18 protein-coding genes and 2 pseudogenes are annotated in these 25,216 nt (G+C 73.5%); 12 read left to right on the top strand and 8 right to left on the bottom strand.

Features of this window, described 5'->3' with window-relative positions; genetic code table 11:
* Positions 1–11: 11 nt before the first annotated feature.
* The 3 genes from AB0M80_RS36320 to AB0M80_RS36310 form a co-directional block, all read right to left on the bottom strand.
* Complete coding sequence (locus AB0M80_RS36320) at positions 12–6,098, bottom strand: amino acid adenylation domain-containing protein (protein WP_364574002.1); 6,087 nt, start codon at positions 6,096–6,098, stop codon at positions 12–14.
* A 122-nt stretch (positions 6,099–6,220) separates the two neighbouring features.
* Positions 6,221–6,805, bottom strand: a complete 585-nt coding sequence (locus tag AB0M80_RS36315) for a LuxR C-terminal-related transcriptional regulator (RefSeq protein WP_364574000.1) — start codon at positions 6,803–6,805, stop codon at positions 6,221–6,223.
* On the bottom strand, positions 6,802–7,413 hold the full coding sequence (locus AB0M80_RS36310) for a LuxR C-terminal-related transcriptional regulator (RefSeq protein ID WP_364573998.1): 612 nt from the start codon (positions 7,411–7,413) through the stop codon (positions 6,802–6,804). Before AB0M80_RS36310 ends, AB0M80_RS36315 begins: the two co-directional genes overlap by 4 nt.
* A 373-nt stretch (positions 7,414–7,786) precedes the next feature.
* On the opposite strand from AB0M80_RS36310, the gene AB0M80_RS36305 reads away from it, so the two are divergent.
* Positions 7,787–10,783 carry an AAA family ATPase gene (locus AB0M80_RS36305; RefSeq protein ID WP_364573996.1) on the top strand — a complete coding sequence of 999 codons (2,997 nt, stop codon included), beginning with the start codon at positions 7,787–7,789 and terminating at the stop codon, positions 10,781–10,783.
* A gap of 336 nt (positions 10,784–11,119) precedes the next feature.
* Here AB0M80_RS36305 and AB0M80_RS36300 read toward each other — a convergent pair whose 3' ends face one another.
* Positions 11,120–12,133 (bottom strand): alcohol dehydrogenase catalytic domain-containing protein, encoded by a 1,014-nt coding sequence (locus AB0M80_RS36300; RefSeq protein WP_364573994.1) that lies wholly within the window; start codon positions 12,131–12,133, stop codon positions 11,120–11,122.
* A 28-nt stretch (positions 12,134–12,161) separates the two neighbouring features.
* Entirely contained in the window at positions 12,162–12,734 is a 573-nt protein-coding gene (locus AB0M80_RS36295; protein ID WP_364573992.1) for a VOC family protein, read from the bottom strand.
* A 152-nt stretch (positions 12,735–12,886) separates the two neighbouring features.
* On the opposite strand from AB0M80_RS36295, the gene AB0M80_RS36290 reads away from it, so the two are divergent.
* The 4 genes from AB0M80_RS36290 to AB0M80_RS36275 all read left to right on the top strand — a co-directional run bounded on the left by AB0M80_RS36290 (position 12,887) and on the right by AB0M80_RS36275 (position 17,980).
* Positions 12,887–15,637 (top strand): AAA family ATPase, encoded by a 2,751-nt coding sequence (locus AB0M80_RS36290; protein ID WP_364573990.1) that lies wholly within the window; start codon positions 12,887–12,889, stop codon positions 15,635–15,637.
* Positions 15,638–15,743: 106 nt separating this feature from the next.
* On the top strand, positions 15,744–16,280 hold the full coding sequence (locus AB0M80_RS36285) for a YbaB/EbfC family nucleoid-associated protein (RefSeq protein ID WP_364573988.1): 537 nt from the start codon (positions 15,744–15,746) through the stop codon (positions 16,278–16,280).
* 15 nt (positions 16,281–16,295) lie between these two features.
* Positions 16,296–16,631, top strand: a complete 336-nt coding sequence (locus AB0M80_RS36280; protein ID WP_364573986.1) for a hypothetical protein — start codon at positions 16,296–16,298, stop codon at positions 16,629–16,631.
* A complete protein-coding gene (locus tag AB0M80_RS36275; RefSeq protein ID WP_364573984.1) occupies positions 16,628–17,980 on the top strand; it encodes a hypothetical protein in 1,353 nt (450 codons plus the stop codon). The genes AB0M80_RS36280 and AB0M80_RS36275 overlap by 4 nt, the downstream gene beginning before the upstream one ends.
* Before the next feature lie 117 nt (positions 17,981–18,097).
* Here the strand turns inward: AB0M80_RS36275 and AB0M80_RS36270 are convergent, their stop codons facing one another.
* Entirely contained in the window at positions 18,098–18,295 is a 198-nt protein-coding gene (locus AB0M80_RS36270) for a hypothetical protein (RefSeq protein WP_364573982.1), read from the bottom strand.
* Positions 18,296–18,484: 189 nt separating this feature from the next.
* Here AB0M80_RS36270 and AB0M80_RS36265 point away from each other — a divergent pair.
* The 3 genes and pseudogenes from AB0M80_RS36265 (at position 18,485) to AB0M80_RS36255 (ending at position 19,998) form a co-directional block, all read left to right on the top strand.
* Positions 18,485–19,146, top strand: a pseudogene (locus AB0M80_RS36265) (fatty acid desaturase).
* Between the two features lie 35 nt (positions 19,147–19,181).
* Positions 19,182–19,445: a hypothetical protein gene (locus tag AB0M80_RS36260; RefSeq protein ID WP_364573980.1), complete on the top strand. Its 264-nt coding sequence runs from the start codon at positions 19,182–19,184 to the stop codon at positions 19,443–19,445.
* Between the two features lie 130 nt (positions 19,446–19,575).
* Positions 19,576–19,998 carry a hypothetical protein gene (locus tag AB0M80_RS36255; RefSeq protein ID WP_364573978.1) on the top strand — a complete coding sequence of 141 codons (423 nt, stop codon included), beginning with the start codon at positions 19,576–19,578 and terminating at the stop codon, positions 19,996–19,998.
* A 107-nt stretch (positions 19,999–20,105) separates the two neighbouring features.
* Here AB0M80_RS36255 and AB0M80_RS36250 read toward each other — a convergent pair whose 3' ends face one another.
* Both AB0M80_RS36250 and AB0M80_RS36245 read right to left on the bottom strand, forming a co-directional pair.
* Entirely contained in the window at positions 20,106–20,870 is a 765-nt protein-coding gene (locus AB0M80_RS36250; protein ID WP_364573976.1) for an ATP-binding protein, read from the bottom strand.
* Positions 20,871–21,163: 293 nt separating this feature from the next.
* Positions 21,164–21,862 (bottom strand): annotated as a pseudogene (locus AB0M80_RS36245) (DUF4389 domain-containing protein); the annotation flags it as partial.
* An 80-nt stretch (positions 21,863–21,942) separates the two neighbouring features.
* Between AB0M80_RS36245 and AB0M80_RS36240 the strand changes: the two are divergent.
* The 4 genes from AB0M80_RS36240 to AB0M80_RS36225 all read left to right on the top strand — a co-directional run bounded on the left by AB0M80_RS36240 (position 21,943) and on the right by AB0M80_RS36225 (position 25,068).
* A complete protein-coding gene (locus tag AB0M80_RS36240; protein ID WP_364573974.1) occupies positions 21,943–22,539 on the top strand; it encodes a TetR/AcrR family transcriptional regulator in 597 nt (198 codons plus the stop codon).
* 156 nt (positions 22,540–22,695) lie between these two features.
* The gene (locus AB0M80_RS36235) at positions 22,696–23,445 is read left to right on the top strand and encodes a GAF and ANTAR domain-containing protein (protein WP_364573972.1); all 750 of its coding nucleotides are present in this window, start codon (positions 22,696–22,698) and stop codon (positions 23,443–23,445) included.
* Positions 23,446–23,454: 9 nt separating this feature from the next.
* Complete coding sequence (gene ligD, locus AB0M80_RS36230) at positions 23,455–24,375, top strand: non-homologous end-joining DNA ligase (protein WP_364573970.1); 921 nt, start codon at positions 23,455–23,457, stop codon at positions 24,373–24,375.
* A 273-nt stretch (positions 24,376–24,648) separates the two neighbouring features.
* Complete coding sequence (locus AB0M80_RS36225) at positions 24,649–25,068, top strand: DUF6292 family protein (RefSeq protein WP_364573968.1); 420 nt, start codon at positions 24,649–24,651, stop codon at positions 25,066–25,068.
* The last annotated feature ends 148 nt before the right edge of the window (positions 25,069–25,216 follow it).

The raw sequence follows: 25,216 nt of genomic DNA, 5'->3' as shown, positions 1-25,216 counted from the left end.
CTTCCCGTTCGTCAGTTCCGGTGATCCACCGTCAGGGACAGGTCGATCTCGTCGTCGCTCATCGCGGCGATCTCCGCGACGAGCTGCTCCTCCACCCGCGCCGCGAGCCGCGCGACGGTCGGGTTTTCGAACAGGTCGCGCACCGCCACCGGGCAACCGAAGGCGGCCCGCAGGCGGGCGGCCACCGCGACCGCGCGCAGGGAGTGCCCGCCGAGGGCGAAGAAGTCTTCGTGCCGCCCGACCCGCGCGACGCCCAGCACCTCGGCCCAGATCTGCGCGGTGACCGTCTCGGTGGGCGAGTCCGGGGCCTCGAACGCCGTCGCCACCGGAATGTCCGGGGCGGGCAGGGCGGCGAGGTCGACCTTGCCCGGCACGGTCCGCGGCAACGTCTCCATGGCCACGAACACCGGCGGCACCGCGTGGTTCGGCAGCCGGCTCGCGCACCACTCGCGCAAGGGCCCGACGTCGTCGCCGGCCACGTACGCGACCAGCGCGGGCTCGCCCCGGACGTCGCGCACCACCACGGCGGCGTCGGCCACCGCGGGGTGCTCCCGCAGTACGGCTTCGACCTCGCCCGGCTCGACCCGGAAGCCCCGGATCTGGACCTGGTCGTCGACGCGGCCGAGGAACTCCAAGGTCGCGTCCGGCCGCCAGCGCACCAGGTCGCCGGTGCGGTAGAGCCGTCCGCCGGTACCGCCGAAGGCGTCCGGCACGAACTTCCCGGCCGTGGCGCCCGGACGGCCGAGGTAGCCGTGGGCCAGCTCGTCGCCGCCCACCAGCAGCTCGCCGGGCACTCCGGTGGGGACGAGCGCTCCGTGCGGGTCGGTCACGTACAGCCGTCGTCCGCCGAGCGGGCCGCCGATCGGGACCCGCCCGGTGCCCGGGCCGGTGAGCCGGTGGGCGGTCGTGGAGATGACGGACTCGGTGGGGCCGTAGGTGTTCACGACCGGCACCGCGGGCAGCCGGTCGAACCACCGGTCGAGGGTGGCCGTGGGCAGCACCTCGCCGCCGGTGATCAGCAGCCGCAGCCCGGTCAGGAGGCCGGCGACGTCGCCGAGGCTCGCCGTCAGCCGAGCGAGGTAGGACGGCGTCAGCTCCAGGACGGTCACGCCTTCGGCGCGCACGTGCTCGGCCAGTTCGTGCACCGACCACACGTCATCCGGGCGCAGGATCACGCGGGCGCCGACGCCGAGGGCGGGCAGGATCTGCTCGAAGGACGCGTCGAACGAGAGCGAGGCGAAGGACAGCACCCGGTCGGCCGCGGTGATCCCGAAGCAGTCCCGGGCCGCGGCCACGTGCGCGGCGAGGGCGCCGTGGGGCACGGCCACGGCCTTGGGCCGCCCCGACGAGCCCGAAGTGAAGATGACATAAGCGGTCTCGCGAGGATCCGGCGTCCTCGGCCCGACCCGGCCCGCGTGCCCTTCGGTGTCGTCGATGACCCGTTCGACTCCGGCTTCGGCGATCATGAACGCCAGCCGTCGTTCGGGGAACCGCGGGTCCAGGGGCACGTACACCCCACCGGCCCGCCAGATGGCCAGCATCGCCACCACCGGCTGCACGCTCCGCCCCAGCCGCACGCCGACCGCCACGCCCGGCCGGAGCCCGTCGGCGACCAGGGCCGCGGCCAGGCTTCCGACCCGCTCGTCCAGCTCGCGGTAACGCAGTGCTTCGTCCCCGCACACCAGCGCGACGTCGTCCGGAGCGCCGGCGACCAGGAACTGCTCCCGCACGGGGTGCCAGGTGCCGGCCCACGTCAGCAACTCGGCGCGCTCGGCTGCCGGGAGCAGGTCCACCTCGCCGACTCGCACGTCCGGGTCGGCGCACACCGCGGCGAGCGCCCGGCGCATCCACTCGGCGAACCGGTGCACGGTCACTTCGTCGAAGAGGTCGGTGCTGTATTCGAGGTCGAGGTCGATCCGGCCGGGGTGCACGACGACGTTCGCGGTCAGGTCGAACTTGGCCGACCGCCACGGCAACGTGAAGGGCGCGAAGCCGAGGCCGTCGAGCGCGGGCGCCGGGTTCGCCGCCGGCTCGGCCAGGTCGAACATGACCTGGAACAGCGGGTTGCGGGACAGGTCGCGTTCGGGCCGCAGCTCCTGCACGAGGTGTTCGAACGGGACGTCCTGGTGGTCGAACGCGCCCAGTACGCCGTGGCGGACGCGGTCCAGGAACGTGGTGAACGCCGGATTGCCGTCGAGGTCGCCGCGCAGCACCACGGTGTTGACGAAGAACCCGACCAGCCGCTCCAGCTCGGTCCGCCCACGTCCGGCCACCGGGGTGCCGACCGGGATGTCGGACCGGCCGGCCCAGCGGGCGAGGACGACCTGGAACACGGCCAGCAGCACCATGAACCGCGTCGCGCCGCACCGGGCGGCCAGCTCGTCGAGCCCGGCCACCATGGGCCACGAGACGCGCACGGCCGCGCCACGGCCCGAGCGCACCGCGGGCCGGGGCCGGTCGGTCGGCAGGTCCAAAGCCGTCAGGTCGGCCAGCGCGTCCCGCCAGTAGTCCAGCTGGCCGCTGGTGTCCCGTTCTCGTTGCCACACCGCGTAATCGCCGTACTGGACGGGGGGTGCCCCGACCTGGCGTCCGGCGTAGGACTCGGCGAGTTCGGCGAACACGATGTCCGTGGACCAGCCGTCGGTGGCGACGTGGTGGAAGGCGAGCACGACGACGTGGTCCTCGGGGCCCAGCGTCCACACCCCGGCGCGCAGCAGCGGCGGCTCGGCCAGGTCGAACCGGGCGGTGGCGAAGGCGGTCGCCTCGGCTCGCACGGTGGCGGCGTCGGTCGCGTCGGCCCAGTGCAGCGGCACCGCGACGGGGTCGCGGACGAGCTGCACCGGGCGTCCGTCCAGCTCGGCCAGCGCCGTGCGCAGGACTTCGTGCCGGGCCACGACATCGTCGAGCGCGCCCTGCCAGGCGTCGCGATCGAGCGGTCCGCTGACCCGCCAGGAGAACCAGAGCACGTAGTCCTCGCCGAGTTCGGACATCCGGTCGAGGAACCACAGCCGTTCCTGGGCGAACGACATCGGCAGCGGCCCGCGCCGGTCCACCGGCACGATCCCGGTGCCCCCGGCCACGCGGGCGGCGGCGACGCGCGGGGCGAAGTCGCGCAGGCGCGGGTTCTCGAACAGCGTGCGCAGCTCGACGTCCCGGTCGAGCCGCTCGGCGACCCGGGACACGGCCATCGTGGCCAGCAGCGAATGCCCGCCCAGGTCGAAGAAGGAGTCGTCGAGACCGATCGGCTCGACGCCGAGCACCTCGCTCCAGATGGCCGCGACCGTCCGCTCGGTCTCGTCCCGCGGCGCGGCGAACGCGGCGTCCGGCTCGAGGCGGTGCTGATGCGCCTCGGGCAGTGCGGCCCGGTCGAGCTTGCCCGCGGCGTTCACCGGCAACGCGTCCAGCGTCACGATCTCGGTGGGCACGGCGTACGCCGGGAGCCACTGCCCGCACTCGGCGCGCACCCGTTCGGTCTCGCCGACGACGTAGCCGACCAGGCGTTGCCCGCCTTGGGCGTCCCGGCGCACCGCGGCCGCGGCGGCACGCACCCCGGCGCAGCGCGCCAAGGCGGCGTCGACTTCGCCGAGTTCGATCCGGAAGCCGCGCACCTTGACCTGGTCGTCCACCCGGCCGAGGAACTCCAGTTCCCCGTCCGGGCGGCGGCGGACCAGGTCGCCGGTGCGGTAGAGGCGGCCACCGGTGCCCCCGAAGACGTCGGGCACGAAGCACTCCGCGGTCCGCGCGGGCCGGTTCAGGTAGCCCCGGGCGAGTTCCGGGCCACCGATCAGCAGTTCGCCGGTGGGCGCGAGCCGGTCCCGGTCGTCCACGACGTAGGTGCGCCGTCCGCCCAGGGGCCGTCCGATCGGGACCCGCTCTTCTCCGGTTGTTTTGTCCACTGTGGATACGTCGTGGACGGTCGCGGTGACCACGGTTTCGGTGGGACCGTAGGCGTTGCCCACCCGGATCCAGGGCACGTGCCGCCGCCACGCGGCCAGCGCGCCGGGCGGGACCGTCTCCCCGCCCAGGATCAGCAGCCGCAGCGAACGCAGGGCCGGTGCCGTGGTCTCGCCGAGCGCGAAGGCCAGTTCCGACCAGTACGTCGGCGGCAGGTTGAGCACGGTCAGGCCGTGGTCCCGGACGATCCAGGGCAACCGCGACGGCAGCCACGGCTCGTCCGGGCGGACGACCACCGACGCGCCGGTGCTCAGCGCGGGCAGGAGCTGGTCGAACGACGCGTCGAAGGAGAAGGACGAGAAGGCCAGCACCCGGTCGGTCGCGGTGAACCCGAAGTGCTCCCGCGTCGCGACGACGTGCGCCGCGAGGGCGTGGTGTTCGACGCCGACGGCCTTGGGCCGTCCGGAAGAGCCCGAGGTGAAGATGACGTAGGCGAGGTCGTTCGGGTGGGGCCGGACCGGGGCCGCGGGCGGCCCGGTTTCGGTCACCGGCACGACCGGCACCCCGAGCCCGGCGGTCCCGGTGCCCGCGACCACGTGCGTGATGTCCACTTCGGACACCATGAACCGTTGCCGGTCGAGGGGGAGCGCGGGATCCAGCGGAACGTACACGCCGCCGGCCCGCCAGATGGCGAGCATCGCGGCCACCGACCACACCCCGCGTCCGACGCTCACGGCCACCGCGTCTCCGCGGCCCACGCCCCGGGCGACCAGGGCGCCGGCGAGCCCGCCGGCCATCGCGTCGAGTTCGGCGTAGGTCACCGCGCGGTCGGCGTCGACGACCGCCGTCGCGTCCGGATCTCCCGACACCACAACGGAATCAGGTGCGGACTCGGCGTGGCGGAGCGGTCCCAGCCCGTCGGCGAGGTCGGCGACCCGGGCCGTGGGTGCGGCGAGCACCGCGGCCAGCAGCGTCCGGTAGCCCTCGCTGAACCGCCGCATGGTCGCCGCGTCGAAGAGCGCCGTCGCGTACTGCAGCCGGGCGGCCAGCCCGCCGTCGGGACGCAGGTTGAGATCGAGGAAGACGTCCATCGGCGCGCCGACCAACGGCGGCGGCACCAGCTCGGCGTCCAGGCCCGGCAGCCGGATCGGGGCGAGCGCGGTGTTGACGAGCGTGAACGAGGCCTGGGCCAGCGGGTGGCGGGACAGGTCCCGCTCGGTGCTGACCGCGCCGACGACCTGCTCGAACGGCGCCTCGGCCGCGGAGAGGCCGCTCAGCACGGTGTCCCGGACCCGGCCCAGCAGCTCGGTGAACGTGGGGCCGCCGCCGAGGTCGGTGCGCTGCACCACGGTGTTGACGAAGGGGCCGATCAGTCCGGCCAGCTCGGGCCGGTTGCGGTCGGAAAGCGTGGTGCACACGGCGATGTCGTCGCGCCCGCAGTAGTGCGCCAGCAGCGCCTGGTAGACGGCCAGCAGCAGCATGTACCGCGTGACGCGGTGGGTCTTCGCCAGCTCGTCCGCCGCGCCGACCAGTTCGGCGGGCACGGTGAACCGCACGACGTCGCCCGCGCCGTCCCAGAACGCCGGTCGCGGCCGGTCGGTCGGCAGGTCGAGGGGAGCGAGCCCGGTCAGCCGGGTGCGCCAGTGCGCCAGGAGGCGTTCCAGCCGGGGGCCGGTCAGCCGGTCCCGTTGCCGCCGGGCGAAGTCGGCGTATCGCGCGGCGGGGGCGGCCACCGGCTCGCCGCGGTAACCGGCTGCGAGTTCGTCCAGCAGGACGTCCCACGAGCGCCCGTCCACCGCGATGTGGTGCACCACCACGAGCAGCAGGTGCTCCCCGGAGTCGAGGCGGGCCAACGTCATCCGCACCGGGGGCGCGGCCGCGAGGTCCATCGGGCGGCTGAGTTCCCGGTCGAACAGCTCGGCCGCGTTCCGTGCCCGGGTGCGGTGCACCCGCGTCCGGCCCGGCGGTTCGACCAGGGTCCGGGGTTCGCCGTCGACGGCGGCGAACCGGGTACGCAGCACCTCGTGCCGGTCGGCGATCCCGGTCAGCGCCTCGACGAGCGCGTCCGTGTCCAGCTCGCCGGACAGCCGCAACGCCAGTGGCAGCAGGTAGTCCGCCGAGTCCGGGTCGAGCTGCTGGGCGAACCAGAGCCGCCGCTGTGCGAACGACACCCGCGTGCCGTCGTCCTTGACCCCGTCATGCACTGTCGGCCTCCCGCGCTGTTGTCCCCGGCCGAGTCTCCGTCGCCGGCGACGGTCGTCACCAGGGAAGCGGCGGCACCGCCCGGGTGCGGCCGGTTCTGCGCGTTCTACCCATGCCGCGCCGGTCAGATCAGCCCGGCGCGCACGCCGGCGGCGACCGCGTGCGCCCGGTTGCGCGCCTGCAGGCGGCCCATCAGGTCGTAGAGCACGTTCTTCACCGTGTGCGCCGAGCACGACAGGGCCCGGGCGATGGCGACGTTGTCCAGTCCGTCGGCCACCAGCCGCAGCATGACCAGCTGGCGGGCGGTCAGCCGTGGTGGCTTGCGCCGGGCGCGCCGGTCGGTGCCCAGCAGCCGCAGGAGCGCCTCGTGCGGCAGCCGGCCGTCGCCGTCCTGCGCGGAACGGACCGCCGCGGCCAGCCGCGCCGGGGTCGCCTGGGCGGACTGGACGAGCACCGCGACCCCGGCCCGCACGGCCCGGCGCACGCCCTCCTCCGGCAGCCGGTCGGCCACGACCACGATCCCGGTCCGGTCGCCTCCGGGACAGTCTCGAAGAGCCTCGTCCACGGTGGGGGCCGCGGTCAGCAGGACCGGGCCGGGCGATTCCCGGACCGGCACCCCCGCCCGGCCGAGTGCGGTGTGCACGTTCTCCCGCAGGGTGTCGTCGGCCGCGGTGACCTGGACCTGCACTGCGGAGCCGGGCGGCGTCACAGCAGTCCCGCCCGCAGCACGTAGGCCACCGCGTGGGCGCGATTGCGCAGCCGGAACCGGTTGGTGACGTCGTGCACGACCCCGGCGACGGTGCGCTGCGAATAGCTCAGCTCGCGCGCGATCTCCCCGGTTTCGCGGCCGTCGGCCACCAAGCGGAACACCTCCCGCTCGCGGTCGCTGAGCCCGAGCCCGCCGGTCGGGCCCGTGGCGTCGTCCGCGGCGGTGTGGTCGAGCAAGTGGTCGAGGAGGTCCGGGGGCAGCGCGGCGTCCCCGGCCGCGGCGGCCAGCACGGTGCGGGCCAGCCGGTCGGGGTCGGTTTCCCGGCGGCGCAGCAGACCACGGGCGCCCGTGGCGATCGCGTGCAGGGCCTGGGCGGGCGTCAGGTCGGTGGTCACCAGCACCACCTCCGGGCGGTGCTCCGCGGTGCGGGTGGCCCGCACCAGGTCCAGTTCCTGCTCGCCCAGCTCGTCGACGATGACGACGGTGACCGCGGGCGGCACCCCCGGCGGCGAGACGGCGACGTCGGGACAGCCGTGCACGGCCACGGTCACCCCGGCTTCCAGCATCGGGTCCTGCGCGACGACGCTGACGGGAATGGGTTCGCCCATGGGTCCTCCTCGGTCCGGGTGGTCACTTCCACCCTCGGCCGTAACGGACGGTCGCGCTTCGGTCACGGACACCCAGGTTCCCGCGGCGCCCCGCGCACACCCGGAAACACGCCGCCGACCTGAGCGGATGTCTCCGGCGGGGAACCCGGATCGCCGGTCGTGGCCGCCCCGCGGCCGGGTGGCGAACGCGAAACATGCGGGTCCGCCCCGCATGACGGCGCAGGCCCGGGCCGGTAGGCTCCCCGGTCGGTTCGGCCGCCGTTTCCGGCCGGCTCTTCCGTGGAAATTCCAGATCACCTTTTTGCCGCTACGCCGATCGGTTGCGGTCAAAAGTGTCGGCAGAGTTTCACGGTGGTCGATTAGAATCATTTCCATGGATTACCGCTCACTCGTCGTGGTGGGTCGAAGCGAAGAGTCACGAGCGGTGGACGAAGCGCTGGAAGCAGCCCGGGATGGGCGGGGTGGCGTGGTCTTCGTCGTGGGTGAAAGCGGAATCGGAAAGTCCCGGTTGATCAACGCGGGCATCGAACGGGCGACCGCGGCCGGCATGGCGCTGCTGCGGGGCCGGGCCAGCGCAATCGGACCTTCGGTGTCGTTCCGTCCATTCACCGAAGCAATTCTGCACCTTCTTCGAACGGAATCGATCGAGCCGTCCGCACTCGGCTCCTACGCACCGGTTCTGGGCCGGCTGGTCCCGGAGTGGGGCGATCCGCCCGCCGGGCCCGCCGCCGAGTCGCCGGTCACCCTCGGCGAGGCCGTGCTGCGGCTGGCCGGGGTGGTCGGGGCCGGCCGCGGCTGCCTGCTCGCCCTCGACGACCTGCACGACGCGGACACCGCGACGCTGGCCGTGCTGGAGTACTTGATCGACAACGTCGACCGCCAGCCGGCCATGCTCCTGTGCGGACTGCGCGACACCGACGGCGCCGCGCTGACGATGGTGCGCGAAGCGGCGCAGCGCGGCCGCGGCCGGCTCCTCGAGCTGGGCCGGCTGACCCGGGCCGACCTGCGGCCGCTGGTGGCCGCGGTCCTCGGCACCGAGCCGGAGCTGGTGCCGGCCGAGGCGCTGGACCTGGTGTGGGCGGGCAGTGCCGGCCACCCGTTCCTGGCCGAAGAGGTCGTCGCCGCGCTGGTCCAGGAGGAGGTCGTGGTCCGCGAGGGCCCGGTCTGGGTGCCCGCCGACCGGCCGGACGCGGCGCTGCCGCCCGCACTGGCCCGCCCGCTGGCCACCCGGATCGCCGGGCTGCGCGACCGCACGCGCGAGGTGCTGTCCGCCGCGGTGGTGCTGGGCCCGCGGTTCCCGGTCGCCGTGCTCGCCCGCACCACCGGGTTGACCGAGGACGACGTCGTGGGCCTGTTGCGGGACGACCTGGCCGGCACGCTGGTCGAACCGGACGAGGAGACCGGCTGGTACGCCTTCGTGCACCCGCTCGGCCGGGCGGCCGTGCTGGCCCAGCTCGGCGACGACGAGCGGGAACGGCTGGCGGCTCGCGCGGCCGGCGCCGTCGACGCGGTGCACCCCGGTTTGCCCGGGCAGTGGTGCGAACTCGCCGCCACCCTGCGCTTGGCGGCCGACGAGCGGCCCGCCGCCGGACGGCTGTTCGCCGAGGCCGGACGGCGGGCGCTCGGCCAGGGCGCGACCACGGCGGCGGTCGACCTGTTGAGTCAGGCGTGGGAGCTGCTCGCCGGCGACCCGGCGGCGCGGGCGGACACCCTGGAACAGCTGCTGCTGGCGCTGGCCGAGGACGGCCTGGTGGACCGGGCCCTGTCTTCGGTGGCCGTGTTCGACCGGCTCGACGGGTTGGCGCCGGCTCGGCGGGCCGCGCTGCACACCCGCCTGGCGTGGGCGCTCGAGGTGGCCGGGCGGGTGGACGAGGCGCTGGCCCAAGTGGACACGGCGAGAGCCCTGCTCGGTCCGGACGCGGCGGCGGCCGACCAAGCCGCGATCGACGTCGTGGCCGCGCACCTCGCCTACGACCAGGCGGGTCCTGGCCGGCGCGACGCCGCCGAAGAGCTCGCCCGGCGGGCCGCGTCGGCCGCGGAATCGGTGCCGCTGCCGGTGGTGGCCTGCCAGGCCTGGCAGCTGCTGGCCGCGATCGTTCGCCAGCGCGACGTGGCCGAGGCCACCGGCTACCTGGAACACGCGCATTCGCTGGCCGTGCTGCACCGGTTGCCGCTCTGGGAGCTGCACGCGCTGGTTCGCCTGGGCAACGACGACGCGTTGCGCACCGGGGACCTGACCCGGCTGCACCGGGCCCGCGAGCAGGCGAGCGCGGCCGGCTCGGTGACCGCCCGCTACCAGGCCGAGACCAGCCTGGCGCTGCACGCCATCCTGCGCGGGAACCTGGCCGAGGCCCGCGAGCTGCTCGACGCCGCCCTGGCCGCGACGGTGCGGTTCCGCCAGTCCGAGACCATGCGCTACGCCTTGCTGCTGCGGGTGGTGCTCGCCGGGCACCGCGGCGACCGCGCGGGGATGACCGAGGCGCTGACCGAGTTCGGGCACCACCGCGGAGATGTCACGTTGCACGCCCCCCGCATCCATGGCCTGGCCGGTGCGTTCTGCGCGTTGCTGGAGGAGGACCACGGCCGCGCCCGGGAGGACCTCGCGCTGGCCGTGCACCACCAGGACGCCGGCGGCGACGTCGACCACCTCTCCGGCAAGCTCGGGCTGCACCTGCTGATGGGGGTGCTCGACGGAACGGCGGGGTGGCCCGAGTGGCGGGCCGTGCACGCCGATCCGGCGGCCACCCTGCGCTGGGACCGGCAGTTCGCGCTCTTCGCCCGGGCAGTGCTCATGGGCCGGGAGGGCAAGCGCCGACGCGCCGAACGGGCGATGGTCGAGGCCCTCCGCGTCGCCGAGCCGTATGCGATCAGCCGCCACCTCGCCCTGCGCCTGGTGGGCGAGGTCGCACTGGACGACGGCTGGGGCGACCCGGTCGGCTGGCTCCGGGCCGCCGAACGGTTCTTCCACCGGAGAAAGGTCCCCGCGGTGGCCCGGGCGTGCCGGGCCCTCCTGCGGCGCACGGGCGTCCGGGTGCCGCAGCACCGGACGGGCACCGACGACATCCCGGCCCGGTTGCGCTCGGCGGGAGTCACCGCCCGGGAGTACGAGGTGCTCGGGCTGCTGGCCGGCAGGCTGAACAACCAGGAGATCGCGGACCGCCTGCACGTGTCGCCACGCACGGTGGAACGCCACGTCGGCAACCTGATCACCAAGACCGGCTTGCCCAACCGGATCGCCCTGAGCGGCCTGGCGCTCGACGTCCTGGGCGACAAGGAGCCGAGCCTGCGCAGCACGATGCTGGACCTGGCCCACGAGATCACTGCCGAACCCCGGCCCGTCCCGATCGACGACCTTCGGCCCGGCGGCTGACCCGGGGCACGCCGTACCGGGCGGACGTCACGGCGGCTCTGCGCCCGGGCCGCGCCAAGGTACGGGTGCGGGTGACCAATACGGGCGTGCCCGGCTGGTCCAAGGCGACGACACCCGCCACTGCGAGCCAGTAACGGCCCGCGAGCGGAACGCCGATCAGCCACACCTGATCCGGGCGGAGCTGACGACGGGGCACCCGCTCATCATGCCGGAACACCCGGAGGCGTCAGCCGTGGTGATCGACGAACGTGGCTCCCCGGCGCCGACCGCTCGGCGCACCGGGCCGGCCGCGTTCGCCGATCCTGCCCGCCGCGGCCCACAGACGGGCGCCTGAGCTCAGGCGTGGGCGTCGAGGACGACGCGGAAGCGGGCGTCGCCGGACATCATCCGTTCGTAGGCCTTCGGGGCTTCCGACAGCGGCATGATTTCGTTGCGGCTGCGGATTCCGCGGTCGTGGGCCAGCCGCACGCCGTCCTCGTTTTCGATGGCGGATCCGGTGAGGGCGCCGACGACCGAGCGCGTGCCGAAGATCAGGTCCGGCGTGCGGACCTCGATCGGGTCGGGAGCCGCCCCGACGACGAGCAGCTGCCCGCGCGGGCCGAGGCCGGCCACGAGCGGGGACATCGACGCGCCGCTGGACGCCGTGGCGACGATCGCCGCCGCGCCACCGAGCCGGGCGAGTTCCCGGCCGGGATCGACGGCCGTGCTGTCGAGGTACTCGTCGGCGCCGAGTTCCGCCGCCAGTTCGGCTTTGCCGGTGCCGCGGGCGATCGCCGCGACGCGGTAGCCGAGCGCCTTGGCGTACTGGATCCCGAGGTGGCCGAGGCCGCCGATGCCCTGGATGGCGACCAGCGAGCCGGGCCGCGCCCCGGCCGTCAGCAGGGCGCGGTAGACCGTGAGCCCCGCGCACAGCAGCGGCGCGACGTCCAGGGCCTGCGCGCCGTCGGGCACGCGGACCAGGCCGCTGGCGCGGGCGTAGGCGACTTCGGCGTAGCCGCCGTCGGTCGTGGTGCCGGTCTGCGGCTGGTCGGTGCAGTTGACGAAGTCGCCGCGCCGGCAGGGCTCGCACTGGCCGCAGTGCCCGTTGAGGTAGCCGACCCCGACCCGGGTACCGGGCTGCCACGCCGTCACCCCGGGGCCGACGGCGTCGATCACGCCGACGATCTCGTGGCCCGGGACGACGGGCACCGACGGGTCGGGGCGCAGGCCTTCGACCGCGAAGGCGTCGGTGTGGCAGACCCCGCAGGCTTCGACGCGCAGGCGCACCTGGCCCGGCAGGGGGTCGTGGACCTCGCGGTCGACGAGGGCGAACCGGCGCGAACCGGTGACTTCGAAGGCACGGTAGGACATTGCTGACTCCAACAGGTCGGAAGGGGGATCAGGAGTTCGGGTGCTGCGCCATGTACTGGGCGTACCAGTTCGGCCATTCCTCGTCGTACTGCCCGGTCTCCTTCTCGTGCTCGCCGTGCGCGGCGGCCGCGTCGCGCAGCGCCCGCTCCAGCTCGGCCGCCGAGCGGTACGTCACGCCGTCGACCCGGCCGGGGAACCGGGTGGTGATCTCCTGCAGCAGCCAGGTGTTGCCGTCGGGGTCGCTGAAGGAGGCGAACGACGAGTACGTGCCCCGGTCCGGGTGCACACCGGGAGCGAACGCGCCCGTTTCGTCGCGGTGGAACACCTCGCTGACGGCGACGCCGTTCCCGGCGAGCTCCGCACGGGCCGCCTCGATGTCGTCGACGACGAGGTAGGTGCCGCGGACCGAGCCGGGGGCGGCGTCGGTGATGCCGGTGCCGAAGTGGACCGACGTCGGCGAACCCGGCGGCGTCAGCTGCACGACCCGGGAGGTGGCGAACACGATGTCGGCGTCCTCGCGCCAGCCGAGGGCCTTGTAGAAGTGCTTGGTCCGGTCGACGTCGGTGACGGGCAGGACCACGACCTCGAGCTTCATGTCCATGATCGGAATTCCTCTCCTGCGTGGCGGCCGGATCGGTAACAGACTCGGTGCCGCTCACCACCACAGTCGTCCGCCGGCGGCTCGTTCGCCCCCGTGAGACACCCTGGTCCGCGCGATCCCCGGGCCCCGGGACCGCGCTAGGGTTGCGGATCATGTCGGGTCGGGAGCCGGAGCTGGTGGGCCGCGGCGACGAGCTCGCCGCGCTCGACGGCGTGCTCGCCGCGGCGCGGGCGGGCCGGAGCGGGGTGCTGGTGCTGCGGGGCGAGGCGGGGATCGGCAAGACCGCGCTCCTGGACCACGTCGCGGCGCGGGCGGCCGGCAGCCGGGTCGCGCGGGCGGCCGGCGTCGAGTCGGAACGCGAGCTGCCCTACGCCGGCCTGCAGCAGCTGTGCGCTCCCTTCCTCGACCGGCTCGAGCACCTGCCGGTCCCGCAGCGGACCGCGCTCGGCACCGCGTTCGGCGTGACCGCGGGTGCGCCGCCGGACCGGTTCCTGGTCGGGCTGGCGGTGCTGACCCTGCTCGCCGAGGTCGCCGAGGACCGGCCCCTGGTGTGCCTGGTCGACGACGCGCAGTGGCTCGACCGGGTGTCGGCGCAGACGCTGGCGTTCGTCGCGCGGCGGCTGCTGGCCGAGCCGATCGCCCTGGTCGTCGCGGTGCGGGAACCCGCGGAGCAGCTCGACGTGGCCGGACTGCCGGAGCTGACCGTCCGCGGCCTCGGCGAAGCGGCCGCCGTCGCTTTGCTGGACACGGTGCTCAAGGGCCCGCTGGACGTCCGGGTGCGCGACCGGATCGTCGCCGAAACGCACGGCAACCCCCTCGCGCTGGTCGAGCTGCCCCGGTGGTGGACCGCGGCCGAGCAGGCCGACGGGCTGCTCCCGCCGGACGGTGACGCGCTGGCCGGCCGGCTCGAGCGGTGCTTCCTGCAGCAGCTGGCCCCGCTGCCGTCGGACACCCGGCGGTTGCTGCTGATCGCGGCCGCGGAGCCGCTGGGTGACGCGACGCTGCTCTGGCGCGCGGCCGGTGAGCTGGGGCTGGGGGCCGACCCGGCCGCCGCGGCCGAGGCGACCGGGCTGATCGGCTTCGGGTCCCGGATCCGCTTCCGGCACCCGTTGGTGCGGTCGGCGGTGTACCGGTCGGCGTCCGCCGGGGAGCGGCGGGAGGTGCACCGGGTGCTGGCCGAGGTGACCGACGCCGGCGCCGATCCGGATCGGCGCGCGTGGCACCGCGCGCAGGCGACCGTGGCTCCGGACGAGGAGGTCGCGGCCGAGCTGGAGCGCTCCGCGGGCCGGGCCCAGGCGCGCGGGGGTCTCGTCGCCGCCGCCGCGTTGCTCGAACAGGCGGCCGCGCTCACCCCCGATCCGGCGCTGCGCGCCCGCCGCGAGCTCGCGGCGGCCCGGGCGAAACGCGGCGCGGGCGCGCTCGAGGCGGCGCTGGGCCTGCTGGGCGCGGCCGAGGCCGGGCCACCGGACGCCGCGCGGGACGCGGAGGTCGAACGGCTACGCGGCCAGATCGCGTTCGACCAGCGGCGCGGCCGCGACGCGGCGGAACTGCTCCTGCGCGCGGCCGGGCGCCTCGACGGTGACCAGGCCCGCGAGACGTACCTGGAGGCGCTCGGCGCCGCCGTGTGGGCGGGATCCGGTGTCGTCGAAGCCGCGAAGCGAGCGCGTGCGGCGCCCCCGGCCCAGGTGCCGCCGAGCGCCGTCGACCTCGTCCTCGACGCATTCGCCACCCGGCTCACCGACGGCTACCCGGCCGCGGCCCCGCTGCTGATCGAGGCGATCGACGCCGTCCGCGCGCTGGACACCGGCGGCGAAAACCCCGGGCGCGTGCTGTGGCTGCTGGGCAACCGGGCCGGCGGAACCCTCGCGACCGAGGTGCTCGACTACGCCACCGGGCGCGCGTTCGCCGAACGGCAGGTCCGGCTGGCCCGCGACACCGGCGCGCTCGTCCAGCTGCAGTTCGGCCTCAACTTCCTCGCCAACCACGAGTTGCTGGCCGGAGACCTGACCGCGGCCCAGGCGCTCGTCGAAGAGGACCGCCTGCTCGCCGGCCTCACCGGCGGCCGGCCGGTCGGCTACAGCGCGATCCTCCTCGCCGCCCTGCGCGGCCGGGAAGCCGAAGCCACCGCGGTCATCGCGGCCGCGGCGGCGGAGGCGGCCGAACGAGGTCAAGGCCGGGTCGCGCGCTTCGCCGACTACGCGAACGCTGTGCTCGGCAACGGCCTCGGCCGGCACGACGTCGCCCGTGACGCCGCTTACCGTGTGTTCGAACACGACACCGTCGGCCACCAGGCGCTGGCCACCGCCGAACTGGCGGAGGCCGCGTCGCGAACCGGGGACGACGAGCTCGTCGCCGTGGCGCTGAACCGGATCTCCGAACGCGCCCGGGCGACCCCGACGGCGTGGACGCGGGCGCTCGAAGCCCGCGTGCGAGCATTGGCCGGCGACACCCCCGGCGAGTGCTACGCCGACTCGATCGCGCTGCTCGCCGGGACGCCGTTGCGGGTGGAGCTGGCCCGGGGCCACCTGCTGTTCGGCGAGTGGCTCCGGCGCGAGGGCCGCCGTGTCGAAGCCCGGGAGCACCTGCGCCCCGCGCACGCCATGGCCTCCGTGATGGGCCTCGAAGCCTTCGCCGACCGCGCGCGCCGCGAGCTGCTGGCCACCGGCGAGACCGCGCGCAAACGCACCGGTGGGACCACCGAAGAGCTGACCGCCCAGGAGTTCCAGATCGCGCGGCTCGCCCGCGAAGGACTGTCCAACCCCGAAATCGGCACCCGGCTCTTCCTCAGCCCGCGCACCGTCGAATGGCACCTGCGCAAGGTCTTCGGCAAGCTGGGGATCAGCTCGCGGCGTCAGTTGCGCGAAACCCGCGCTTTCGACGCGGTCGGTGCGCCGCAGGCCTGACGACGAGCCGGGTCGCGTTCAGCCGCCCGCTCTGTTCGCGTCATCCGGAGTTAAGGCGGTGCTGATTGACTTCGCACGTCACGAACTTTCTGGCGACGAGGACAAATTGACCCAGTCAGTGCCCGCCGGCGACCCGCTGGCCGCGTTCACCGTCGAACTCGAGGAAATCCGGGCGAAAGCCGCCGAAGCCGAAGAAAAACTGCGATCCGCCGTCGCCACCGTGCAGGCGCCGGACGGCGCGGTCTCGGTGACCGTCGGCCCGAGCGGAATCCTGCAGGACCTCCGGTTCGGCCCCCGCGCCTACGAGCGCCCCCCGCAAGCCCTGTCCCGCCTGGTGATGCAGCTGATCGGCCGTGCGCAGCAGAAAGTCTCGGCCGAGGTCGCCGACGCGTTCGGCGGCATGGTCGGCGAGAACTCGGCCGCCCGCGAACTGCTGGAGGAGTTCCTGCCGGCACCCGAACGGGGCGAGGAAGCGCACCCGGACGACGGCGGCCCGTTCACGCCGCGGCCGGAAGCCGGGGAGGGACCGCCCTCGCCACCGCAGCACCGGCCGCCGAGCCCACCGCAGCCCCAGCGTGGTCAGCCGCGTCGCCGTCCCCGGCCCGAGCCGGAAGAGGACGCCGGCGAGAGCAACCCCTGGTAGCAGGAAGGAAAATCAGTGGCTTCCGGAGCAGGTTTCTCGGTCGACCCGGCCGAGCTGCAGAAGTTCAGCCAGTTCCTGTCGGGATCCACGCAACCGGCGGTGCAGGACGCCGCGAACCGGATGCAAGCCGCCAACGGGTTCGGCAACGCCGCGTTCGGCGTCCTGCTCGCGCAGGTGCTCGCCGTGCCCTCGCGGGTCACGATGGCCGTGATCACGGGGGAGATCACCAAGCTGGCCGGTGACCTCGCCAAGTCCGCCACCGACGTGAAGAAGGCTGCCGAGGTGTACACCTCCCACGACTCCGACACCGCCCGGAGCTTGAGCACCTTCGAGACGGAGCTGGGCAAGTGACCGTTCCCCTCACCGCATCGAACTCCACGACCGGGGCCGGCGTCTTCGACAGCTGGAAGCAGGTGGGCGACTCGATCGGCAAGGTCCGGACCGAACACGGCGGCGATCTCGCGGCCGTCAGCGTGGAGCTGGGCATCAACATCATCAGCGCCGCGCTCGACACCGTCGCGTTCGTCATGGACCCGCTGGCCAAGCTGATCGCCGCGGGCCTGGGCTGGCTGATCGAGCACGTCTCGTTCCTGAAGTGGCCGCTGGACCAGGTCGCGGGCAACCATGCCGAGGTCACGAAGCTCGCCAACGAGCTGCACAAGATCGGCGAGTCGCTGCGCAACACCGGGACCGAGCTCGACGACACGCTCAAGTCGACGATCACCCAGTGGCAGGGCAAGGGCCACGACAGCTTCGTCAAGTCGATCGACGACCGGAAGGGCTGGATCGACTCGAACGCCAAGGCGTCGGACGTCGCGGGCTACCTGGTCGAGACCACCGGGGCGCTGATCGCCGCGGTCCGCACGTTGCTGCGCGACATCATCACGACGATCCTCGGCGACATCATCGCCACGATGCTGATCGCCCTAGCGATGGCCGCGTTCACCTTCGGCGCGTCGATCGCGGTCGGGGTGACCAAGTGCGTCGTGACGGTCTCGGTGCAGGTGGCGGCGATGCTGGCCAAGCTCGCCAAGGTCGTCGCCTATGCCGGCCGCACCACGGCGCGGCTCACCCAGCTGTCGAAGCTGGTCAAGCCGAAGCCGGGGGCCGCGAACGCGGGCCACGAAATGACGCCCGTGCCGCCGCCGGGTACCGCGCTCACCCACAACGGCCCGCCCACCACCGGAGGTGCGACGCCCAGCACCCGGCCCCCGGGCGACGGCACGACCCCGAACTTCTCGCGGCCGCTGCCCCCGCCGGGCACCGCGGTCACCCACGACGGCCCGCCCGGCACCGGGGGCGCCACGCCCAGCGCCCACCCCGGGGGTGACGGCACCACGCCCAACTTCTCGCGGCCGCTGCCGAAGCCCGCGGATCCGCCGCCCGCACCCAAGCCGCCGCCGAAATCGCACCTGAGCGACCACGACATCTCGACGATCAAGAAGCACGAAGACTGGCTGAAGACCAAGTTCGGGGACAGCTACGGGAAGATGAAGTGGGTCGACGACTGGCTGAAGAACAACAAGCCGGACTACTACCCGATGCTGAAAGCCCTCTCCGACGCCAAGAGCTCCAAGAACTTCGCCGGCTGGGTCGGCAAGGACATCGTGCAGGTCGACCGCGGCCTCACCGACATCCAGTCGCAGGCCGAGGCCGCGTGGGCCGAGGAGGACCAGAAAGACCGGCAACAGCCGCACTGAAACCCCGTCGAATCGTCCTGACGGGACAGTCCGAACAGGACTCCTGACGAATGTGCGGCCCCGGCATCCGTCCGATGTGGATGATTCCGGTGGCCCGACGCCGGCAGCTTCCGGTGCCTACCCGGCCGGTCGCGTGGATCGCGGTGGTGGGGCCGCGATGCCGTCAGCGGGTTCGAGTCCGAGAACGGCGAGCAGCAACGCGCAGTCCTCGGCGTCGTTCGCGGCCGAGGCCACCATGCGGGCGCCGTGGTAGCGCTGTTCGGCGGTGAGCTCGAAGCCGGTCTCCTCGATGGGGGGTGCCGTGGCGCGCTTCATCGAGGCGGGGACGGGCGTGGGCGACCCGGTTCCCGGGCTGTCGCAGTGGTCATCGGTCCTCCGCCGGCATCGGCTGCTTGCGAGCAGCGCCGGCGGTCGACGCGGCGTCACCCGTCGTACGCTGCAGCGTAGTCCTCCCGGTGCGCGGCGTGGGGTGAAACGGTGCGGAAGGTCCCCGGGATCACCCGCTTGGCTGGCTCCTTCGCGCCCCGGCGGACTTTAGGCTGGGCGATCTGGCAGTGCGAGGTGTCGGGCCGGGTGCTGCTGTTCGCCGGCTGGTTCCCGCCCGCCTGGTTCGGCGGGCTCGCCGCGCTGGCGTTGTCGAAGGTCCTCGACAACATGGAGATCGGCCACAACGTCATGCACGGCCAGTACGACTGGATGAAGGATCCGGCGCTGAACTCGCGGACCTTCGAGTGGGGATCCGCAACCTCTGGGCGTTCGCGATCATCTTCTGCGGGCACTTTCCCGACGGCGCCGAGGTGTTCGCCGAGCAGGACAGCGAAGACGAGACCCGCGGGAAGTGGTACCTGCGGCAGATGCTCGGCTCGGCGAACATCACCGGGAGCCCGTTGTTCCACCTGTTGGCGGGAAATCTCAGCCACCAGATCGAGCACCACCTGTTCCCGGACCTGCCTTCGCGCCGCTATCCGTAGATCGCCGCGGAAGTGCGCGAGATCTGCGAGCGGCACAACCTGCCGTACAACACGGGTTCGCTGTCCCGCCAGCTCGGTTCGGTCGTCCGGAAGATCTTCCGCCTGGCGCTGCCTCGGGCCCGGACCACCCGGCCGGAGCTGTCGGCGCGCCGAAACTCCCGCGTACGGTGGGAACAGGCCCCGGACCCCGGCTGAACATCGTCGATCACCGACCGAGCCGGGGGTGTGCTGTGGATTCGGCGCTGGACGATCTGTACGACGAGTACCCGGTCGGCTGGGTCCTCACCTACCGGCACCGACGGACGCCCGGCCCGCCGTTCGGCGGCTACGCGGCCGGGGTGGTCCTCGGGCCGCCCGTGCGGGACGCCCGCACCGGCCTCGAATCGATCCCGCTCGCCTCGCTCGGCGACGGCCCCACCGTCTGGGTCGCGGACCGGGACGTCATCGGCATCGAGCCCCGCCGGCCACCGGACGACGGGTCTGCGGCCGGCTGACCGGTGTCCACACAGGACGCTCGGGCAGAGACCACCCACCTGGCTGACGACTTTGCGTCCCGGCCGGGCTTACGGTGGGTGCGCGCCCCGGGACCGCGGCGCCCGACCTTCGAAGGAGCGGGGTGGTGCCATGGGCACGGCCGAGGGCACCGGATCCGGCACGGATCGTGCCTGGTCGGCCGGGCACGACGGCTACCCGCGGGGTTGGCAGGTCCGGTACCGCGGTCGCCGGGAGCGGACCGCTCCCGGCTGGGCGGGACCGCGCGCGGCGCAGGAACGGATCGGGACGATCGCGGGCCCCGAACTCCGTGACGAGCACACCGGTACCACCTGGGTGCCGGTCCGGCCCTTCCGTGCGGCTCCGGGCACGCCGGTGAAGCTGGTGCGGGCGAACGACATCGTCGTGGCTCGCCCGCCGGGCGAACCCGCGCCCACGGAAACCGCGGACGACGATGACCGGATCCCCGCGGTGGTCGTCGAGCTGCCCGGACGCGGCCCCGGCGGCCACCCGGCGACGGAGGGAGCACGCGGACCGGCAGCGCCAGGTGAATGAGTGCGGTGAGTTCCGGCCGGCCTGCCGGTGCGGCCGTCGCCGTCCCGCCACCGGTCGAACACCACGCGTGCCGGCGGTGGAGCGGGACCTTCCGGAGACGTGCCGTGCTACCGGCCGAGGTCGAGGGCCGGCCGGCCGCGCCGCGCCAGCACGGCCCAGACGACCTTGCCCCCGGCCAAGGACCGGCTGCACCCCCAGCGCCGCGCGGTCTGGGCGACCAGGATGAGCCCGAGCCCGTGCTGACGGTGGTGCGGCCGTTCGCGCAGCACGGCGGGCCGCGGGTCGTCGTCGGCCACCGCGACGGTGAAGACGCCGCGGCGCAGCTCCAGCCGCAGCCGCGGGTTCGACGTCGTGTGCAGGACCGCGTTCTCCACCAGCTCGGTCGCGATCGTGAGAGCGTCGTCGATGTGCTCGGGCACCTTCCACGCCGCGCAGACCCGCTGGACGAACGCCCGGCTGACCGCGGAGGAGCCGGGGGAGGCGGCCAGCAGCTGCACCGCGCGCCGGCGGGCCGGGCGGTCCCATGCTCGCTCGGCCGCGGCGACGTCGGCGTGCACCGGGACGAACCGGACCGTGTGCTGGTCCGCCAGCCGGGCCAGGTGGTCGGCGCGGTCGGTCACCACGGCGAACGGTATTCCCGGCCACTGGCCGATCCGCCCGGCGATGACCGGGAACACGGTCATCGCGGTGTCGTCGTCGATGTCGAGGCCCCGGATGTCGGCGATGAGGCTCTCCGGCGAGTCGGTGGCCACCTTGAGCACGGTGTCGCGCAGCTCGGGGCAATTGGCCGGCGTCAAGGTTCCGGTCAAGGTCGCCACGGTCGACTCCGCCCGGTACTTCAGCACCAGGCGCAGACCGCTGTCGGTGGTCACGTGCGCGCCTCGGTCGCCCGGGACCGGCGCGGCGTTTCGGCGGCGCGGGGGCAGACCCGTGCCCCTGGTGACGTGGTGATCATCGTAGCCCTCCGACCGGTTCGGCCACGTTGTGTGGCACCGCCGGGGTCTGGGGCGACATACCGAGGATAGCCCGCCCCGGGCGCCGGCGACGGGTGGATCCGATGTCCGGCCCGTCGACGGCCTCCGGTTCGGGCGGTGTCCCGCCGTTGTCACGGACTCGCGTGGCTCGCGGGCACCGGTGTCTCGGTGGGGATCACGGGTGGGGGGTCGCCGGGTTCGTCGCCGCCGGTGTCGAGGCGGAACGGCGGGTAGCGGTCGGTCATGAGCGCGGCGTAGGCGGCGACGCGCAGGCCCCAGCGCTGGATGCCGACGATGAAGTCGAACAGCGGGCGGGGGTAGCGGCCGGTGAACGTCAGGGTGATCGCCGCGATGAGGACGAGCAGGCCGACGAGGCTGCCGCCCCAGGCCCAGCTGCGGTCGCCGAGGCCGAACGCGGCGCCGGTCCCGCCGCCGAGCAGGATCGCGAGGACGAGGTAGTGGGGAATGGCCAGCAGCCACCACTTGACCAGGACGAGCCCGCGCGAGAGCTGCTCGGGGTATTCGACGGTGAGGGTGGCGGGGTAGCCGGGTGCTTCGCGGAGGGTGAACGGCGGGTAGCGGTCGGTGCCGAGGGCGCCGTAGCCGTAGTAGGCCACCCGCCAGCTCCAGCGCAGGACCCCCACGTTGAAGTCGAAGATCTTCCGCGGGTACCGGGCGGTGATCAGGATGGCGAAGAACGCGACGACGCCGAGTACCCAGAACGCGGTCCACAGGGCGATGAGCACCAGTACGTGCGGGACGAGCAGGAGCCACTTCACCAGCCAAAGCCCGCGTGAGACGGGGGTGTCGAGCACGGCCCGCACGTGGACCGGGTAGGACCGGTCCGGCGTGGCGGGATTGCGGGGTTGCGGAGGAACGGTTCCGCTCATGTCATGGCCTCGAATCTGTACGATGTACAAAAACTGTACGCTGTACAGAGGCCTTCCGATACGGCCATACGGGAGGAGAAGTGGACAAAAGGGGCCGCCGGCGGACGCTGAGTGAGCAAGCCATCCTCGACGCGGCCCTCGGCCTGCTCGCCGAACGCGGTGCGGACGCGGTCACGGTCCGGGGGATCGCGGCCCGGGTCGGTGTCGCGCCGAACGCGGTGTACACGTATTTCCCGGACAAGGCCGCGGTGGTGCGAGGACTGGCGGAGCACCTGCTCGGCCGCGTCGACCACGACCGGTTCGCCGATGCGTCGCAGCCGTGGCGGGACCGCGTCCGGGCGCTCGCTCTCGAACTGCGGGCGGAGTTGCTGGCTCATCCCGGGTCGGTGCACCTCATGCTCGGCCACCCCCCGGACGGGCCCCACACGCAGGCCGTCCGCGAAACGCTGCTGGCCGTCCTGGTCGACGCCGGTCTGGGGCCGTCGGACGCCGCCGAGGCGTCCTACCTGGTCAACGTGCACATCCTCGGTGCGGTCGCGTTCGAAGCCGCCGCACCACCGGAGGATTCCGACGTCGCGGCCGGCCGGTTCCGCTGGGGCCTCGACCGGCTCCTCGACGGCCTCGCCGCCCGCGTCGCAACCGGCGGCGCCGAACCGGCCGCCGGGAACGCGCCCTGAGCCGGGGGGCCGGGGGAGGGAACCCCTTCGCCTCAACGGGTTCCGGCGCCCAGCTTTCCGCTCTTGCTGAACACCGGGTGAACGGACCGTGCGGTGGACATGGCCCGCGGGGAAATGGGTACCCGGGGGTTTTCGCGCGCGAGCGGAGGAGCAGACATGCAGCAACCGAACCCCACCGCCACGGCTTCGCCGCTGTTCGACGAGGTCACCGGGGCGCTCGAAGCCCTCACCGCGGTCCTGCATGAGGACGAGGACGACTTCCGGGTCCTGGTGCGGCACGTGTGCCTGCAGGTGGGACACGCCGTCCCGGGAGTCGACGAAGCGTCGGTGACGCTGGTGACCGGGGAAGTGCCGCACACGGCGACCGCGACGAGCGGCGTGGTGGGCGACCTCGACGGCGAGCAGTACCGGATCGGCGACGGCCCCTGCCTCGAGGCGATGCGCAGCGGCAAGATCGTCCGCACCACGGTGTCCGACGCGCTCGAGCGCTGGCCGGACTTCGCCCGCGGGGCACGGGAGGCGGGCTTCGGGAGCTTCCTCGCCGCGCCCCTGGTGGCCGACGACCACTTCTCCGGCGCGATCAACTGCTACGGACGGCAGGACGACGGCTTCGAGGAGGTCGAAGCGCAGTTGCTGGAGCTCTACACGACCGCGGTGGAAGCGATTCTCCGCGTGTACCACCGGTACTTGCGGGCCCGGGAGACGGCCGAGCACCTGCGGACGGCGCTGACGTCTCGCGCGGTCATCGACCAGGCCAAGGGCATGCTGATGGCGATCCGCCAGGTCGATGCCGAAGATGCCTTCGCCCTCCTGGTGGAGCAATCGCAGCGGGAGAACACCAAGCTGCGCGAAGTGGCGGAACGGTTCGTCGAGCGGGTGCTCTCCGGGCGCGTCCTGCCGCGGTAACGTGGGGCTGTGGCGGGGAGCCGGATCACGGTGCGGGTCGGCGAGCGGCAGCTGACGCTTTCGAACCTCGAGAAGGTGCTCTACCCGCGGCACGGCTTCACCAAGGGCGAGGTGCTCGACTACTACACGCGGATCGCGCCGGTGCTGCTGCCGCACATCCGCGACCGGGCGATGACGTTCGTGCGGTTCCCCGACGGCGTCGCCGGTGGCTCGTTCTTCGAGAAGGACGTCTCCCGGCACGCCCCGGAGTGGGTCCGCACCGCGCGCCTGGCCGTCGGCGGCCGGGGCAAGGACGCCGAGCTCGTCTCGTACCCGCTGATCAACGGCCTGCCCGAGCTCGTCTGGGCGGCCAACCTCGCCGCGCTGGAACTGCACGTCCACCAGTGGACCGTCGGCCCCGGCGGCGAGCGCGGCACCCCGGACCGGCTCGTGTTCGACCTCGACCCGGGGCCCGGCGCGACGGTGGTCGACTGCTGCCGGGTCGCCGAGCGGCTCCACGACGTCCTCACCGGAGACGGGCTCACCCCGGTGGCGAAGACCAGCGGCTCGAAGGGCCTGCAGCTGTACGCGGGCATCGTGACCACGGACGGCGGTGAGCCGTCGCGGTACGCGAAAGCGCTGGCCGAGCGGCTCGCCGCGGAGACGCCGGACCTCGTCGTGGCGCGGATGACGAAGAACCTGCGCCCGGGCAAGGTCTTCATCGACTGGAGCCAGAACAACCCCTTCAAGACCACCGTGGCGCCGTACTCGCTGCGCGGGCGCGACGAGCCGACCGTGTCGGCCCCGGTCACGTGGGACGAGGTCCGCGCCTGCCGGCACGTCACGCACCTGAGGTTCACCGCCGGCGAGGTCCTGGCGCGCGTCGAGGACCGCGGAGATCTTTTCGCGGACCTGGAGCGCACCCGGGTGCCGATTCCTGCGTTCGGCTGAACTTCCGGACCCGGAATTCCGCCGTCTGCTCGCGCCGGTTTGACGAAAATAGCGGGAAAACGATTTCACCTGGGGATTTGATCGTCCACAATGGATCGTTGCACGTGCAGACGGTCGCGTCGCTGCACAGTCCGCGAGGGGGAAATCCGGCGGTGGGCCGAAGTCGGCGAACTCGGTACGGTCTACGCACGAAGCGCGACAGCCGTCGCGGTGGCGAACGACAATGATGTGGCGGCCGTCGCCGGTCTTGTCGAATGCGACGAAAGGAAACGGGTGTCCGGCCTGATCGACACCGATCTCGAATTCTGGTTCCAGCGCGGGTTGCGCGCGTATCTGGGCGAGGTGGCACGTGCGCTCGGCTTCGGTCTCGAGTCGTGCACCGTCGACGTCGACGTCCCGGTGTCGGCCTACGTGGCGGTGGACTGGCGGCTGCACCGGTTCCCCGAGCGCGACGTGGCGCTGCTCTGGGACGAGGTGCACGGCTGGGCGGTCGCGGTCGAGGCGGCGTGCGGGGAGGAGATGATCGTGCTGGCCTACCTCGGCGGGGAGGACATCCTGCCGCCGCCACCCGTGGTCGTGCGGTTCCTGGCCGCGCTGCGGGCCGGTGCCCGGGAACCGGACGGACTGGGCTCGCCCGTGCTGCGCCGCGCCGGGCGCCACCAGGAGCTCCTGCCGCTGTTGCCGGCCCGGTGACGGCCTGACCCTCCACAGTGGACGCAGCGGTGGGGGGGCGGGCCCGCCCGGCCCCCCCCGGGGCCGGGGGGCGGGGCGCCGGACACGCGCCAACAAACGCAACCCGGGGCGGGCGGAGAGGCGGGCGGGGAGAAAAGCACCCGCCGAG

The sequence above is a fragment of the Amycolatopsis sp. NPDC051045 genome (assembly GCF_040682955.1).
In the GTDB taxonomy this organism is placed as follows: domain Bacteria; phylum Actinomycetota; class Actinomycetes; order Mycobacteriales; family Pseudonocardiaceae; genus Amycolatopsis.
The sequence above is the reverse complement of the archived record's forward strand: the minus strand, read 5'-3'. Positions and strand labels throughout refer to the sequence as shown.

Excerpts from the sequence above, each read along its gene's own strand:
- AB0M80_RS36270 (WP_364573982.1), bottom strand. The coding sequence starts at position 18,295 with ATGAAGCGCGCCACGGCACCCCCCATCGAGGAGACCGGCTTCGAGCTC.
- AB0M80_RS36300 (WP_364573994.1), bottom strand. The coding sequence starts at position 12,133 with ATGTCCTACCGTGCCTTCGAAGTCACCGGTTCGCGCCGGTTCGCCCTC.
- AB0M80_RS36255 (WP_364573978.1), top strand. The coding sequence starts at position 19,576 with ATGGGCACGGCCGAGGGCACCGGATCCGGCACGGATCGTGCCTGGTCG.
- AB0M80_RS36235 (WP_364573972.1), top strand. The coding sequence starts at position 22,696 with ATGCAGCAACCGAACCCCACCGCCACGGCTTCGCCGCTGTTCGACGAG.
- AB0M80_RS36290 (WP_364573990.1), top strand. The coding sequence starts at position 12,887 with ATGTCGGGTCGGGAGCCGGAGCTGGTGGGCCGCGGCGACGAGCTCGCC.
- AB0M80_RS36310 (WP_364573998.1), bottom strand. The coding sequence starts at position 7,413 with ATGGGCGAACCCATTCCCGTCAGCGTCGTCGCGCAGGACCCGATGCTG.
- AB0M80_RS36295 (WP_364573992.1), bottom strand. The coding sequence starts at position 12,734 with ATGGACATGAAGCTCGAGGTCGTGGTCCTGCCCGTCACCGACGTCGAC.
- AB0M80_RS36305 (WP_364573996.1), top strand. The coding sequence starts at position 7,787 with ATGGATTACCGCTCACTCGTCGTGGTGGGTCGAAGCGAAGAGTCACGA.